This is a genomic window from Komagataeibacter saccharivorans, assembly GCF_003207825.1.
GTDB lineage: Bacteria > Pseudomonadota > Alphaproteobacteria > Acetobacterales > Acetobacteraceae > Komagataeibacter > Komagataeibacter saccharivorans.
The window spans coordinates 24,991-40,134 of the sequence record NZ_NKTY01000006.1; the positions used below are offsets into that span (position 1 = coordinate 24,991).

The window sequence follows — 15,144 nt, forward strand, 5'->3', positions numbered from 1 at the left end:
CATGAAAATCGCACTCCCTGACGAGACCGGCCGGAAGGAGGATTACTTCCTGACCGGCAAACCGCTTCCCCATACTGTCCTGCCCCCCGATCCGGTACGCGTTGTCTATTCGGCAGCGCATGTGGTGGCTGATCCCTTTGCCGCCACTGACCCGTCAGGGCAGGCCGCGATAGACTGGGACAGGACGCTTGCTTTCCGCCACTACCTCGCCGGAATGGGGCTAGGCATTGCGGAGGCGATGGATACCGCGCAGCGCGGCATGGGACTGGACTGGTCGCGTTCCCTCGAACTGATCCGCCGCACAAAGGCCGATCTGCCCGATGCGCTGGTGGGCAATGGCTGCGGTACCGACCAGCTTGATCCGCGCGATGTCACGTCCATCGATCAGGTGGAAGATGCCTATCTTGAACAGGCCGAAGCCATTCAGACGGTCGGCGGGCGTATCATCCTTATGGCCAGCCGTGCCCTCGTGCAGGTTGCGAAAACGCCGCAGGACTATCAGCGGGTTTATCGCACCGTGCTGGCTGCATGCGATCAGCCCGTCATCCTGCACTGGCTGGGTGAAATGTTTGACCCTGCGCTGAAGGGATACTGGGGCGCTGATGACTTCACTACCGCGCTGGAAACGGTGCTGGCCATTATTGAGGAAAACAGGCCCCGCATAGACGGGATCAAGATATCCCTTCTGGACAAGGAAAAGGAAATCCTCCTGCGTCGCCGCCTGCCTGCGGGCGTGCGGATGTATACCGGCGATGACTTCAACTACCCCGAACTCATACAGGGGGATGCGCAGGGGTTCAGTCATGCCCTTCTGGGTATCTTTGACCCGCTGGCCGTTGCCGCCGCCCATGCCGTAAACAGGCTGGGGGAAGGGGACATCACGGCGTTTCGTGCGATACTTGATCCCACCGTGCCGCTGGCCCGGATGATATTTCGGGCACCCACCCAGTATTACAAGACAGGCGTGGTTTTTCTTGCGTGGCTGAATGGCTTTCAGGAACATTTCATTATGCTCAACGGCGCGCAGGCCATGCGACCGCTGCCATATTTTTCCGGAATATTCCGGCTGGCGGATGGCTGCGGTCTGCTGCGTGAACCGGAACTGGCCATAAGCCGCATGAAAACCCTTCTGGCGCTTTACGGGGCATGACATGCGTGATTTCCAGCGCGATCACTCAGCCCTTGCCCTGAATACCGCAACACTGGGCCATAATGTCGCGGGGGGCGGGGCAGGCTGGTCGCCCGAACGAACTGTGGATGCCTGTGCCGCACGCGGCATCGGCGGCATCGTATTCTGGCGCAGGGAAATTGAGGGGCGGGCCGCAGCGGTGGGAGCCTACGCACGGGCTGCGGGCATCCGCGTGGTGGGGCTGTGCCGGGCACCGTTTCTGGTCGGTCCCCTTGCTTCACAACAGCCGGAGGAGGTAGCCGACGATTTTCGCAGGGCGATAGACCAGACCGCCGAACTGGGGGCCGATGTGCTGACCATCGTGACCGGCGGCGTGCAGGTGGGCACGAAAGGCGTAACCCGCAGCCTGGAAACCGTGACACGTTACGTGGCCGCCGCCGCTTCATACGCCGCCGGGGCTAATGTCCGGCTGGCGCTGGAGCCGCTGCATCCTGTCTATGGTGGCGACCGGTCCTGTCTTGTCACGACACGCGATGCGCTGGACATATGTGATCTTATCAATGCTGATAATGTGGGCGTTGCGATCGATATCTATCATGTCTGGTGGGATACCGACCTTGCGCGCCAGCTTGCGCGGGCGGGAGAACGTGTCTTCGGGTTTCATCTGTGTGACTGGCTGCCCCATACGACGGATGTTCTGCTGGATCGTGGCATGATGGGCGATGGTGTCGCCGATATAAGGGCGATCCGCGCCAGCGTTGAGGGGGCCGGGTATGACGGTCCGTGTGAAGTGGAAATCTTTTCGGCAAACAACTGGTGGAAGCGCGATCCGGCGGAGGTTCTCGACATAATGGTCGAACGCTTCCGCACGGTGTGCTGAACTTCAGAGGGAACCATGAAAATTCTCGTCCCTGTAAAGCGCGTGATTGATTACAACGTAAAGGTCCGTGTCAAAACGGACGGATCGGGTGTTGATCTGTCAAACGTGAAAATGTCCATCAACCCCTTTGACGAAATTGCGGTGGAAGAAGCGGTCCGGCTGAAGGAAAAGGGGATCGCATCCGAAATTGTCGTGGTCTCCATCGGTGTGCCACAGGCGAAGGACATACTGCGCACCGCACTGGCAATGGGGGCTGACCGGGCCATCCTGATTGATGCGACAGCGGATGTGAATCAGGATATCGAACCGCTTGCGGTGGCAAAGATACTTGCCACCATCGCTGAACAGGAACGTCCGGACCTGATTCTGGCGGGCAAGCAGGCCATTGATAACGACATGAATGCGACCGGGCAGATGCTTGCCGGGCTGCTGGGATGGGGTCAGGCGACCTTTGCATCCCGTATCGAGGTGACGGAAGGCAGTGTGCTTGTCACGCGTGAGGTGGATGGCGGGCTGCAGACCATCCGTGTCAGGTTGCCCGCAGTCGTAACGGCTGATCTGCGCCTGAACGAACCACGCTATGTTTCCTTGCCCAACATCATGAAAGCAAAGAAAAAACCTCTCGACGAGCGCACACTTGCAAGCCTTGGTATCGATATCACGCCCCGGCTCAGGGCAACACGCACGATGGAACCGCCCCAGCGGAATGCTGGCGCACGCGTGGCATCGGTCGATGAACTGATAGACAGGCTGAAAAACGAAGCGGGGGTCATCTGATGTCTGTTCTGCTGCTTGGCGAAGTCCATAATGGACATCTGGCGACCGACGCGGTTGCAAGGGCGCTGTCCGCGCTGGCGTCCCTTGATACGCGGGTTGATGTGCTGATTATGGCGGGGGATGGCGCAACCGCAGCGCAGGAAGCGTCCCGCCTGAATGGTGTTGCGCGCGTATTGGTGGCGCAGGATGACGCACTGGCCCATGGGCTGGCGGAACCTGCTGCAGCGCTTGTTGTCTCGCTTGCGCCCGACTACACGCATATTGCTGCAGCCTCCACCGCGTTTTCCAAAAATATCCTGCCGCGTGTCGCCGCCCTGCTGGATGTGATGGTGATAACCGACGTTACAGCCATTCGGGATGCCGAAACATTCGATCGCCCCGTTTATGCTGGCAACGCCATACAGACCGTAACGTCCACCGATCCGATCAGGGTTCTGACCATAAGAACATCTGTCTTCCAGGCTGTGGGACAGGGTGAACCCGCGCCGGTTGAAACGGTCCCGCCGGTTGCCGACCCAGTGCTGTCATCATGGGTGGAAGACATGGCGGTGATTTCCGAACGGCCGGAACTGACGGCGGCCCGTGTGGTTGTGTCGGGCGGACGTGGTGTCGGATCGAAGGAGCATTTTGAAACCATTGTCAGGCTTGCCGACCGGATGGGCGCAGCCGTCGGTGCAAGCCGTGCAGCGGTGGATCTGGGCTACGCGCCCAATGACTGGCAGGTAGGGCAGACAGGCAAGGTTGTGGCGCCAGATCTCTATCTCGCGGTGGGAATCTCGGGCGCGATCCAGCACCTTGCAGGCATGAAGGATTCCCGGGTCATTGTCGCCATCAACAAGGATGCGGACGCACCCATATTCAGGATTGCCGATTACGCGCTGGTGGGTGACCTTTTTACGGTTGTGCCTGAACTGACGGCAAAGCTGTAGGACGGATTGCAACCGGTATACTTGGAGGGAGGTAAAATATACGAAATAATTAAGAACATCTTGCCGCACGCATGAAACGTAAGCATGGGGTGCGGGGTTTATACAGGAATGACGGCCGTCCAGAAAAACAAGCCGCGCGGGAATGACGCGGCGCAAGAACAGGATGACAGGCTATGAACCCTGATGAAAAACGAAAATTCGGCAGAAGTAATATTGATGTAACCGCGTTTGCTTTCGGAACGGCGCCACTTGGCAATTTCATGCGGGAAGTGGATGAAGCCGTTGCCGGGGACATGATACAGCACGCATGGGATGCCGGTATCCGTTTCTACGATACGGCGCCCATGTATGGTCATGGGCTGGCGGAACTCCGGCTGGGGCAGGCATTGCGCTGGAAAAAGCGCGATGACTTCGTGGTGGCCTCCAAGGTCGGGCGCGTCCTGCATGCGGGGAGGCGCTCGGACATCGATTTTACACCTTGGGCCAACGCGGCACCCAACACCATGGAATTCGACTACAGTTATGACGGCACGATGCGTGCGTTTGAAGATTCGCTGCAACGTCTTGCGCTGGAACGGATCGATATCCTTTTCATCCACGACATTGACCGTTTCACTCACGGGGACAGCCAGCCCGAAATATTCAGGCAGGCCATGGATGGATGCTGGCGCGCGCTGGAACGGTTGCGCCGGGAGGGGGCTGTCAGTGCGATTGGCGTGGGGGTGAATGAATGGGAAGTCTGTTACGACGCCATCCGCCAGCATGATTTTGACTGCTGCCTTCTGGCCGGACGCTACACATTGCTGGAACAGGAGGCGCTGGATCAGTTCCTGCCCCTGTGTGAAAAGCAGGGTGTGGCGGTCGTGGTCGGCGGGGGCTTCAATTCCGGCATTCTGGCAACCGGCGCGGTTGCGGGGGCAAAGTATAATTATGCCCCGGCACCTGACGCCATCATGCAGCGTGTCGCGCGGATCGAGGCCGTCTGCCGCGAATATAATGTCCCGCTTCCAGCCGCCGCCCTGCAGTTTGTGGTGGCCCACCCCGCCATCCCGACATTCTGCGCGGGTACGCGCAATGTCGCGCAACTGGAAGAAAACCTTAAATGGTTCCGTCACCCCATTCCCGCCGCGTTCTGGGGCGAACTGAAAAAACGCGGTCTGTTGCGCGATGATGCGCCTGTTCCGCAATACGGGCGCGACCTTGCCCCCAATTTTGCCTGACAGTTCCCGGCGGGTGCGCGGGCCCTTTCTGAAAACAGCAATCCCGGTTCGATAACAAGAACGTCGGAATGTCGTAAACATGCCGGAACATAACGGCATTACCCATAACAGGCGTCCCGGAGACAGATATGTCGTTCATCAAGGATTATATCGAGCAGCAGACGCTCAACCGCCGCAACCTGCTGCTGCTTTCGGCCTATGGCCTGTGCGGCGCGGCGGCGGCTACCGCACTCAGGCCGACCGGGGCACGCGCGGTTACCCCCAGCCCCAAGATTGCATGGAGTTACCGGGACCGGACAAATCCGTACTGGAACGCCATCGTTTCGGGTGGCAATGCCTTTTTCCGCAGTCTTGGCCTGCCGGAAAGCGCGTTGATCAACCTGATAAACGGGGGCTCCAGTGAAAAGTCGCTGGCGGATATCCAGTCGCTGCTTGCACGCTATGGCAGCAGTCTGGCACTTGCGGCGGACCCGAACGACATGCCCAACTGCCGCCCGGTGGTCGAGGCCGTAAGCAGGGCCGGTGCCTATGTTTCCACAATATGGAACAAGACCGATGACCTGCATCCATGGGATTTTGGCGATAATTATGTATCGCACATGACATGGTCCGATATCGGTCCATCGGAACAGACCGCGCGCGTGCTGTTCGATGCCATGGGGGGCAAGGGCGGGGTCGTGCATCTGGGTGGTATTGCATCCAACAATCCGGCGATCGAGCGTCTTGCGGGTTTCCGTAACGCCCTGAAGGCCTATCCCAATATCCAGCTTCTTGCCGTGCAGGCCGCCGACTGGGATACGCAGAAAGCCAATCAGGTCATGTCCGGCTTCCTCACCCGCTATGGCGATGCGATCAAGGGCGTGCACTGCGCCAGCGATACCATGGCCTATGGCGTGATCGAGGCGTTGCGGGCCGAAGGGATCGAGGACATGCCGGTCGTATCGTATGACGGCAACCCGCAGGCGGTCGAACTGGTGACCAAAGGGAAGATACTGGCCACGGTTTTCACCAATCCCTACTGGGCGGGGGGGATTACGGCGTCACTTGCCTATTACGCGGCCACCGGTGCCTTCAAACCCTCTGCCGAGCCGCATGAACATCGTGAATTCTATGGGCCGACCACGCTGGTCACCACAAAGGACGCACAGGACTTCAAGGCAAAATATATCGACACCAACCCCCAGTATGACTGGAAGAACTTCTGGTCCATGACCAGGGGGCAGATACAGTACGGCAAGACCATATGAACATGACCGGCTGTATCGGGGAATTACTGCCCGGTTACGGGGTTTTACCTTTCTGCTGAAAAAAAAGGCTGGATCGATGAACAGGTTCCTGGCCATGGACAGACTCAGGAAATGGGTGCCGCTTCTCGTGCTTGTGGGATTATGCCTGTTTTTTACACTGGTTAATCCCAATTTCCTGTCGTTACGCAATTTTGCCCGTATTGCCATTTCTTCCTCTCCTGCACTGATGGTTGCGACAGGGGTGACCTTTGTCATCCTCATGGGCTCCATCGATCTGTCGATGGAGGGGACCATCGCCGTCTGCGCGGTGCTGTTCGCGCTGATCCTCAACGCACTTGGCGGGTCGATTGCAGGATGGGGATGGGTGGCCATTCCCGGTGCGCTGCTTGTCGGGGCCGTGCTGGGGGCGATCAATGGCGCAGTGCACGTACAGCTCAGGATACCGTCATTCATGGCCAGCCTTTCGCTGGGTTTTGTGGGGATCGGGCTGTCACTGCTGATTACCGGCGGTGACCGGATACTGATTGACGATCCGGTGTTCCGTTCCCTGCTGACGGTGCGCGTGGGCGGCTTTCCGCTTATGGCCTATGCGGCGCTGGCCTGCCTGCTGGTGGCATGGTTCATTCAGGATAACACCACCACCGGTCGCAACTTCTACGCCGTGGGCGGGGGGGAGGATCTTGCGCGCGCATCGGGGCTGAATGTCGGGCGGTTGCGGATTATCGGTTTCGTGCTCGCAGGGGTGTTCTACGCGCTTGGCGCCATCTTCGCCGTGGCGCGGCTTGGCATTGCCGAGACCGAGACCGGACGCAACTTCATGTTCATGTCCATTACATCCGTCGTGGTGGGTGGAACCGCGTTGCGTGGTGGCGCGGGCGGTGTGTGGAATACGCTGGTGGGCGTGCTGATCGTGAATGTCATCGCCAATGGAATGGTGGTGATCGGTCTGGCTGATTACTTTCAGGACGGTGTTCTTGGACTGCTGGTTATTGCTGCGGTTTACCTGTCCACCGACCGGCGTTCCCTTTCATTTGTAAAGTAGGGTGCCATGTTCGAACTGCAGAATGTCGAAAAACGCTATATGGGCGTGCATGTGCTCAAGGGCGTGGATTTCCGCATTGAGGATGGGGAGATCATCGGCCTGGTGGGGGAAAACGGGGCGGGCAAGTCCACCCTGATGAAAGTGATATACGGCGCGGTCCAGCATGATGGCGGCACCGTCCTTGTTGACGGAAACGCCGTGCATTTCCGCAGCCCCCGCGATGCGATGAAAATGGGCGTGGGCATGGTGTATCAGGAACAGTCCCTGATTCCGAACCTGACGGTCATGGAAAACATCTTTCTGGGTTTTGAAAAGCCCTTTGTCCGCTTTGGCGCGATCAACTGGAAAAAGATGGCCGCAGCGGCGCGCAGGCAACTGGCGAAGGTCAAGCTGGACATTGATCCCGCGACCATTACCGATCACCTGACCTTCGCACAGCGCCAGCTTGTCGAACTGGCCAAGGTTCTTGCGCTGGAGGAGCGTGTGGAGGGCAAGCTGGTCATCCTGCTGGATGAACCGACATCCGTGCTGTCGCGTGAGGAGATCGACCTTCTGTTCACTGTGGTGCGGGCGCTGCGCAGGCGTGCGTCGTTCATATTCGTCTCACACAGGCTCGATGAAATCATTGCCCTTTCGGATCGCATCTACGTGCTGAAAGACGGCGTGGTGGTTGATGTCATGAGTGCAAGGGGGGCGGAGATTGGCGATATCCAGAAGAAAATGGTCGGGCGCGACATAAACAGCGAATATTACCGCGAGGACCGGCAGCGCCCGTATGATCCGGACAGGGTGCTGCTTGAACTGGACCATGTCACGATCACGGGGCGCGGGAATGATGTTTCCCTGAAGCTGCATGCGGGTGAGGTGCTGGCCCTTGTGGGCGTGGAAGGATCGGGGCGTGAGCCGATCCTGCGCACGATATTCGGCATGCAGAAGCCCGAAAAAGGCACGCTGCGCATCCGGGGCGAGCCGGTACATACGTTCAGCCCATCGCGCAGTGTCGCCCATGGAATAGGCTACATCCCGCGCGAGCGTAAGGTCGAGGGGATCGCGGGCGGCATGAACGTATATGAAAACATGACGCTGTCGCAGATGCGGAACTATTCCCGTGGCGGGGTTCTCGATATCGCGGCGGAGCGGGCGCTGGCGCGGGAGTGGATACATAAACTGTCCATCAAGGTGCCATCCGAACTGGCCGATTGCGGCAACCTGTCGGGCGGTAACCAGCAGAAAGTCGTGCTGGCGAAATGGCGCAGCGGTGGTTCGGAAATCATCATGCTCGACCATCCCACGCGGGGCCTCGATATCGGGGCGAAGGAAGATGTCTATGGAATGATCCGCGATATGTCAGCCGATGGCGTGGGGATCATTCTGGTTGCGGATACGCTGGAGGAGGCAATCGGCCTCAGTCACACCATCGCGGTCATCAAGGACGGAGAGATCAGGAAATGGTTCAACTGTCAGCCGGGCGCAAAGCCTTCACTCTACGACCTCATCCAGTACATGGTGTAAGCGGTGATCTGACGCTGACCGAAAGGATGCGGCGTCATTTCCCGTGGATCACGCTGGTCAGTCTGCTGGTACTGGTGGGGATGAAGGACATCACCTTCCTCAGCCCCGAAAACCTGGTCAGTCTGGCATCCGATGTCGTGCCGCTGCTCATCATGGCGGTGGGCATGACGCTGGTGATCTATATCGGCAGCATAGACCTGTCTTCCCAGTCCATCGCGAACATGGCGACGGTCCTGACAACGATCGCGCTGCCGTCCTGCGGGGTGGCGGCCGGTCTGCTGGTTATTGCCGTGGGGCTTGTATTCGGCGCGGTTTCCGGGGTGGTGACGACACGGCTGAAGGTGCCCTCCTTCATCTCGACACTGGCTGTGGGGGGGATTGCGCTGTCTGTCGGGCAGTACACATCCGGCCAGCAGGCGCTGCATATGGATACGGCCCAGCGCAGGCACGCATTCGGCTGGATGGTGGGCCAGACTGCTGGTATTCCGCATGAACTGGTGCTGGCGCTGCTGATCGTGGCAGTGGCATGGTTCATCCAGACCCGTATGGTGCCGGGCCGGACCTTCAAGGCCATCGGGGCGGGGGAGCCGGTCGTGGTGGCTTCGGGCATCAGGGTGGAACGCTACAAGATCCTTGCTTTCGCCCTGTCGGGCATGTTCGCAGCCATTGCGGGGCTGGTTTTTTCAGTCAGGCTGTCAGGTGGTTCGCCCACACTGGCCGAAGGGTTCCTGCTGCCCGCAATCGTTGCCGTTCTGGTGGGCGGCACGCCGCTGACCGGCGGCGTGGGCGGTGTGCTCAATACGCTGGTGGGAACCATGATTGTCGCGGTTGTGCGCGCCAGCATGCTGTATTTCAGTATTCCCGCGACGGGGCAGCAGATTTTCTTTGGTCTGGTCCTGATCATCGCCATCGCAACAACAATAGACCGTTCAAAAATGCGGATCGTAAAATAAGCGGCGAGGAGAATGATAATGGAGACCATGCAGGCAGCCGTGCTGGTAACCCCCGGACATTTCGAGGTACGCGATGTGCCCATACCCGAAACCGGACCGGATGATGTACTGGTGAAGGTGGATCGCTGCGGGATATGTGGGACTGATGTGCATATATTCCAGGGCCATTACGTGGCCGACAGGCTGCCGTTCATTCCGGGGCACGAGTTTACCGGAACGCTCGCCCGCATAGGCGGCCGTGTCAGCGGTCTGCATGTGGGGCAAAGGGTGGTGGCGGATATCAATATCGGCTGCGGTCACTGCTACTTCTGTCGCCGCAATGAAATCCTGAACTGCCCTGAAATGCGCCAGATCGGCATTCACCGTGATGGCGGGTTCGCGCAATATGTTTCGGTCCCCGGGCGGCAGATCATTCCCGCATCGGAGGACACCCCGGCGGAGGTGCTGGCCCTGACGGAACCCGTGGCCTGCGTGGTCCGGGCCGCGCGCAAGGCCGGTGTGGGTTTCGGGCAATCTGTTGTCGTGCTGGGGGCGGGACCTGTCGGTAACCTGCATATCCAGATGATGCGGCTTGTCGGCGCGGCCCCGGTCATTGCCGTTGAACTCTCGCCCGAACGCGCACGGCTGGCTGCCCGCGCGGGAGCCGATGTGGTGATTACCAACCCGGACCGGGTAGTCGATACCGTCAGGGCGCATACAGGCGGGCGCGGTGCGGATGTGGTGATAGAAAGCATCGGCCTGCCAGCCCTTTATGCCCGCGCGTTCGATCTGATCCGCCCCGGTGGGCATGTCGCGGCCTTTGGCATTACCGGTCCCGATGATACCATTGCGCTAGGGATACTCGACATGATCCTGAAGGAAACCTCGATCAAAGGTTCCGTTGCCGGCATGGGACAGGACATGCACGATGCCCTGACCCTGTTGCAGCATGGTCGATTTATGGTTGAACCCTTTACGCAGGCGGTAGTCCCGCTGGAGCAGATCCAGTCCGCATTCGATACGCTGAAGGACAGGCCGGAGATACTGAAAGTCCAGATCGCGCCGCCAGTGTAACGGGGGATCAGCAGGCTGGAAACCAGACGACTGTTATCGGATGTCCGGCGGCAAAGTCTCCATCTGTTCCGGTCTCATGATGATCTGGCATGATGCGGTGAACGGTTTCCGCATGGGTAAATGCCTTGTTACTTATGGTGCGAATGGGGTACAGGGGGCGCCGTCCGGTTGCATACCCGGTCGCCGCAATCGACCCACTGTCAGTTTAAGGGGATACCATGCCGAAAGTATCGAATGTAGCCAGACAGTCCGGGTTGCATGAAAAGAAGAATTCCGGCTCCCCCACACGGGCACCGCGCGCCAGGGATGCGGAGGCAACGCAGAAACGCATTCTGGCCGCCGCCAAGAAGGAATTCGCCATGAGTGGTCTGGCTGGCGCGCGGGTTGATATCATTGCCGAGCGGGCCGAAGCCAACAAACGCATGATCTACCATTATTTCGGCAGCAAGGAAGCCCTGTTTGAACGGGTGCTGGAAGATGCCTATGCCGATATATGCATTGCGGAACAGTCCCTGAAACTGGATCATCTGGACCCGAAGGAAGCGCTTGAAACCCTTGTCCGCTTTACATGGAAATACTATCTGGAAAACCCGGAATTCCTGACGCTGGTGAATAATGAAAACCTGCAGAAGGCCGTACACCTTCAGGCATCGGAAGTGCTGCCGGTCATCAGCCGCAACCGGCTGGACATGGTCGAATCCCTGCTGGCGCGCGGGGTGAAGGCAGGCATATTCCGCCGTGGCATCGACGCCATGCAATTGAATATAACGATCGCAGCTGTCGGGTATTATTATATTACGAACCGATTTACGGGTTCCATTATTTTCGACTGTGATTTCATGGCGCCGGACCTGCTGCGCAAACGGCTGGAATTCAATATTGAAACGATTATCCGTACTGTATGCAAATAAACCGCCTGCAAAAACGGCATACTGGTTCACGCCGCCTGATTCGACAGGCGCGCACCACAGGTCTCCTGCTGTCAGGGGCTGTGCAGACAGGGCATGTAAACTTTCATAACGCGTTGTCCGTTTACGGCGCGCGTCGTGCCGACAGGGCGCGTAGTCGGCTGGTGGCGATAGCACTTTAATACTGACTTCACATGCGCGTGGGACATCATCCCACCTTTGGGATTGTCCTTGATCGGGTCAAACCGAATATATAAATAACCAGATAGTTACATGTGGTAAAAGAGGTTCCGGTATGTCAAAAACAAAAAGCGCCGCGGACGTTGCCGCGTTGATCCGTGATGGCGCGATCGTCGCCGTAAATTCGTCCAGCGGCCTGTGCTGTCCCGATGCGGTTCTGGCCGCCATTGGGGAGCGGTTCCGTACCGAAGGCGCGCCACGCAACATCACCACAATCCACCCCATTGCCGCAGGCGATATGTTCGGCACGCGCGGCGTGGATCATCTGGCGCAGCCGGGGCTGATTTCCACCATTATCGGTGGATCCTATCCGTCAGGCCCGTCCTCGGCGGAACCACCGCTGATCCGCCAGATGCTGGGCCGTAATGAAATTGCGGCCTATAACGTGCCAAGCGGCATCATATTCGACATCCTGCGCGAAGGGGCGGCCATGCGCCCCGGCGTGCTGACAAAGGTGGGGTTGGATACCTTTGTTGATCCCGCGCAGGAAGGCTGCGCCATGAATGAGGCCGCACGGGACAGACCCCTTGTCAGCAAGGTGGAATTCCAGGGGGAGGAATGGCTGTATTTCCCCGCCATCCGGCCTGATGTGGCCATTATCCGCGCCAGTACGGCCGATGAGCGCGGCAACCTGACATTCGAGAATGAAGGGGCCTATCTTGGCGCGATGGAACTGGCGCTGGCGGCGCATAATAGTGGCGGCATCGTAATCGCGCAGGTGCGGCAGGTCGCGCAGGCGGGCACGCTTCGCCCCCATGATGTGCGCGTGCCCGGTATTCTGGTGGATTACGTTGTGGAAGCGCCCAACCAGTTGCAGACTACCGCCACCCCGTATGACCCCGCCATATCGGGTGAAGTATTCCGGCCACTGGACAGTTTTGCACTGCCTCCGTTCGATGCGGCCAAGGTGATCGCGCGCCGTGTCGCACGGGAACTGCAACCCGGATGGGCGGTGAATATAGGTTTTGGCATATCGGCCAACGTTCCGCGCATCCTGCTGGAAGAAGGACGCCATGGCGAGGTGACATGGGTGATCGAGCAGGGGGCGGTCGGTGGCATTCCGCTTCTTGATTTCAAATTTGGCTGCTCCTCCAATGCCGAAGCATTTGTCGCATCGCCGCATCAGTTCACCTATTTTCAGGCGGGCGGTTTTGATCTGTCGCTTCTGTCCTTTCTCCAGATTGATGGCAACGGATCGGTCAATGTGTCCCGACTGTCGGCGCGCCCGCATGTAACGGCGGGTTCGGGCGGGTTTGTCGATATTACTTCCCGCGCCCGCAGGATCGTTTTTTCCGGGTATTTCAATGCCGGGGCCAAATTCGACATTGTGGATGGCAGGCTGGTGATTACGCGCGAAGGAAAAATTGCCAAAATCGTCAACCAGCTTGAACAGGTTTCCTTCTCCGGCCCGCGCGCCATCGCGCAGGGGCAGCAGGTACTGTACGTAACGGAACGCTGCGTCATGCAACTGACTCCGGACGGGTTGATGGTAACGGAAATCGCGCCGGGCGTGGACCTGCAGACGCAGGTGCTCGATCAGGCGGAAGCGCCGCTGCTGGTTTCCCCGTCGCTCCGCGTGATGGATGCAGCGCTGTTCCAGCCCGATGGCAAAATCGCGCCGCAGGGTTCCCGCGTGGCGGCATAGGGTCACGCCTGCCTGTTCCGTCATATGTCACGCATATGGCGGGGCAGGGACGGCCAAAATATTGTTTGAAAATAAATCTTCACCAAAAACGTCCTTATGCTTTCCGGATATTTCCTGACAGACTTTGCAAACAGCCTCTAAGGAGAGTTGATCGCCATGGCGGGTGAACGCGCGTTTCTGACGCGTCTTTTCAGGGCCGCAGTCGCGGCGGCAGATCCTGAAATTGTGCTGGGTCCGTTTCTTCCTCCGCGCCCCAAAGGGAAAACGGTTGTCGTGGGGGCGGGCAAGGGCGTAGCCCAGCTTGCCCATGCGCTGGAACGTTTATGGGATGGTCCCCTGTCTGGCGTTGTGGTGACACGGTATGGTTATGGCATCCCGTGCAGACGCATCCGTGTTGTCGAGGCCGGGCATCCGGTTCCCGATCAGGCGGGACTGGATGCGACGGGCCTGCTGTTTGCGGCTGTTCAGGGGCTGGAGGCGGACGATCTGGTGATCGCCCTTGTCTGCGGTGGCGGTTCGGCATTGCTGCCAGCCCCGGCGGCGGGATTGAGCCTGCAGGATGAAATTGCCCTTAACGAAATCCTGCTGGCCTCAGGTGCCCCGATTTCCGTCATGAACATGATCCGCAAGCAGGTTTCCCGCATCAAGGGGGGCAGGCTGGCGGCTGCGGCATGGCCTGCGCAGGTTGTCAGTCTTGTTGTATCCGATATTCCGGGGGACGATCCCGCACTGGTGGCATCAGGGCCAACAGTGCCGGATGCGGCGGGCGTGCAGGATGCGCTGGCCGCAGTCAGGCGCTACGGCATGACGCTACCCCCTGCAATCATGCACTCTCTCAATACGGCAACAGCCCAAGCTCCCAGCCCCGACGACCCCCGCTTTCAGCGCAATACGGTGCATGTCATTGCCTCGGCCTCCCTGTCGCTGGAAGCTGCGGCACGGACTGCGGAGCGCGAGGGCATACCGGCTGCCATCCTGTCTGACTCCGTGGAAGGTGAGGCACGTGACGTTGCACAGGTTCATGCAGCGATCGCCCGCGAAATCGTGCAGCGCAACCGGCCCTTTCCCCGCCCTGTCCTGCTTCTTTCCGGTGGGGAGACAACGGTCACCCTCAAAGGACATGGGAAGGGAGGACGAAACAGCGAATTTGCCCTGTCCCTTGCAATCGGCATCAGTGGCGTGGAAGGCATCCATGCGCTGGCAGCCGATACGGATGGCATTGACGGGAGCGAGGATAATGCCGGGGCTTTCGTCGATACGTTTACGGCCACCCGGCTTTATCAGCGCGGGATGGACCCGGCGTCCCTGTTACGACGCAATGACGCATGGACGGCTTTTTCCGCGTTGGGGGACCTGTTTGTAACCGGCCCGACGGGGACGAATGTAAATGACTTCCGGGCCATTCTGATTGCACGGCATCCGATGTGATGCCCTGCCGGGCGTCATGCTGTCGGCTTCCTTAAAGCTCGGGACCGACAGGGTGCGTGATCGGGGCGTTATGCAACGAACGCTGGCATCCGGCGTTAAACTGATGGTCCCAGGGCCTGCAAAGAGGTTCTGGAGCGGCCTGTTTGGCTATTTTTAATGATTGTTGTGTTTGATCGCGCGT

General features: G+C 59.1%; 13 protein-coding genes. All 13 read left to right on the forward strand.

The genetic code is table 11. From position 1 onward, the window contains the following. Window position 1 precedes the first annotated feature (1 nt). Window positions 2–1,150 carry a dihydrodipicolinate synthase family protein gene (locus CFR79_RS05495; protein WP_110547174.1) on the forward strand — a complete coding sequence of 383 codons (1,149 nt, stop codon included), beginning with the start codon at window positions 2–4 and terminating at the stop codon, window positions 1,148–1,150. A 1-nt stretch (window position 1,151) separates the two neighbouring features. Continuing rightward, window positions 1,152–2,009, forward strand: a complete 858-nt coding sequence (locus tag CFR79_RS05500; protein ID WP_110547175.1) for a sugar phosphate isomerase/epimerase family protein — start codon at window positions 1,152–1,154, stop codon at window positions 2,007–2,009. 15 nt (window positions 2,010–2,024) lie between these two features. Next, on the forward strand, window positions 2,025–2,786 hold the full coding sequence (locus tag CFR79_RS05505) for an electron transfer flavoprotein subunit beta/FixA family protein (protein WP_110547176.1): 762 nt from the start codon (window positions 2,025–2,027) through the stop codon (window positions 2,784–2,786). Continuing rightward, window positions 2,786–3,715 (forward strand): FAD-binding protein, encoded by a 930-nt coding sequence (locus CFR79_RS05510; protein ID WP_110547177.1) that lies wholly within the window; start codon window positions 2,786–2,788, stop codon window positions 3,713–3,715. The genes CFR79_RS05505 and CFR79_RS05510 overlap by 1 nt, the downstream gene beginning before the upstream one ends. A gap of 173 nt (window positions 3,716–3,888) precedes the next feature. Then, on the forward strand, window positions 3,889–4,935 hold the full coding sequence (locus CFR79_RS05515) for an aldo/keto reductase (RefSeq protein ID WP_102324389.1): 1,047 nt from the start codon (window positions 3,889–3,891) through the stop codon (window positions 4,933–4,935). Between the two features lie 128 nt (window positions 4,936–5,063). After that, window positions 5,064–6,182: a sugar ABC transporter substrate-binding protein gene (locus CFR79_RS05520; protein WP_110547178.1), complete on the forward strand. Its 1,119-nt coding sequence runs from the start codon at window positions 5,064–5,066 to the stop codon at window positions 6,180–6,182. 94 nt (window positions 6,183–6,276) lie between these two features. Then, on the forward strand, window positions 6,277–7,224 hold the full coding sequence (locus tag CFR79_RS05525) for an ABC transporter permease (protein WP_220030235.1): 948 nt from the start codon (window positions 6,277–6,279) through the stop codon (window positions 7,222–7,224). Window positions 7,225–7,230: 6 nt separating this feature from the next. Continuing rightward, complete coding sequence (locus tag CFR79_RS05530; RefSeq protein ID WP_110547180.1) at window positions 7,231–8,736, forward strand: sugar ABC transporter ATP-binding protein; 1,506 nt, start codon at window positions 7,231–7,233, stop codon at window positions 8,734–8,736. 26 nt (window positions 8,737–8,762) lie between these two features. Then, window positions 8,763–9,689 carry an ABC transporter permease gene (locus CFR79_RS05535; protein ID WP_216825284.1) on the forward strand — a complete coding sequence of 309 codons (927 nt, stop codon included), beginning with the start codon at window positions 8,763–8,765 and terminating at the stop codon, window positions 9,687–9,689. A gap of 18 nt (window positions 9,690–9,707) precedes the next feature. Next, window positions 9,708–10,742 carry a zinc-dependent alcohol dehydrogenase gene (locus CFR79_RS05540; protein WP_110547181.1) on the forward strand — a complete coding sequence of 345 codons (1,035 nt, stop codon included), beginning with the start codon at window positions 9,708–9,710 and terminating at the stop codon, window positions 10,740–10,742. A gap of 218 nt (window positions 10,743–10,960) precedes the next feature. Next, window positions 10,961–11,653 carry a TetR/AcrR family transcriptional regulator gene (locus tag CFR79_RS05545; RefSeq protein ID WP_102324384.1) on the forward strand — a complete coding sequence of 231 codons (693 nt, stop codon included), beginning with the start codon at window positions 10,961–10,963 and terminating at the stop codon, window positions 11,651–11,653. Window positions 11,654–11,945: 292 nt separating this feature from the next. Then, window positions 11,946–13,535: an acyl CoA:acetate/3-ketoacid CoA transferase gene (locus tag CFR79_RS05550; RefSeq protein WP_110547182.1), complete on the forward strand. Its 1,590-nt coding sequence runs from the start codon at window positions 11,946–11,948 to the stop codon at window positions 13,533–13,535. A gap of 156 nt (window positions 13,536–13,691) precedes the next feature. Continuing rightward, the gene (locus CFR79_RS05555) at window positions 13,692–14,963 is read left to right on the forward strand and encodes a glycerate kinase type-2 family protein (protein WP_110547183.1); all 1,272 of its coding nucleotides are present in this window, start codon (window positions 13,692–13,694) and stop codon (window positions 14,961–14,963) included. Window positions 14,964–15,144 lie beyond the last annotated feature (181 nt).